1 protein-coding gene is annotated in these 332 nt (G+C 52.4%); it reads left to right on the top strand.

Features of this window, described 5'->3' with window-relative positions; genetic code table 11:
* Positions 1 to 64 precede the first annotated feature (64 nt).
* Positions 65 to 332 (top strand): transposase (locus tag M5C01_RS32855; RefSeq protein WP_248764483.1); only part of this gene is annotated, 268 nt, incomplete at its 3' end.

Below are 332 nucleotides of genomic sequence, written 5' to 3'. Positions count from 1 at the left end.
TGTGGTGGTTTAATTTCCCCGGACACCCCGATAGGTGGAAAATGCATCTATCGAGGAGTTTTTCATGACCGACAAGCGCAGGACATTCGACGACAGCTTCAAGCTGCAAGTCGTGAAAATGATCACAGACCAGGGGTTGGCCGTTTCACAAGTCTGCCGGGATCTCAATCTGGTCGATTCGGCTGTTCGACGCTGGGTCCAGCAGTATGAATCGGAGCAGTTGGGACAAGCCGGGATCGGCAAGCCGCTGACACCTGAGCAACAGCGTATTCGGCAGTTGGAGCAAGAAAACCGGCAGCTCAAGATGGACAACGATGTCCTAAAAAAAGCTA

This window comes from Pseudomonas sp. MWU12-2319, assembly GCF_023242525.1.
Taxonomy (GTDB): domain Bacteria; phylum Pseudomonadota; class Gammaproteobacteria; order Pseudomonadales; family Pseudomonadaceae; genus Aquipseudomonas; species Aquipseudomonas gingeri_D.
The sequence above is the reverse complement of the archived record's forward strand: the minus strand, read 5'-3'. Positions and strand labels throughout refer to the sequence as shown.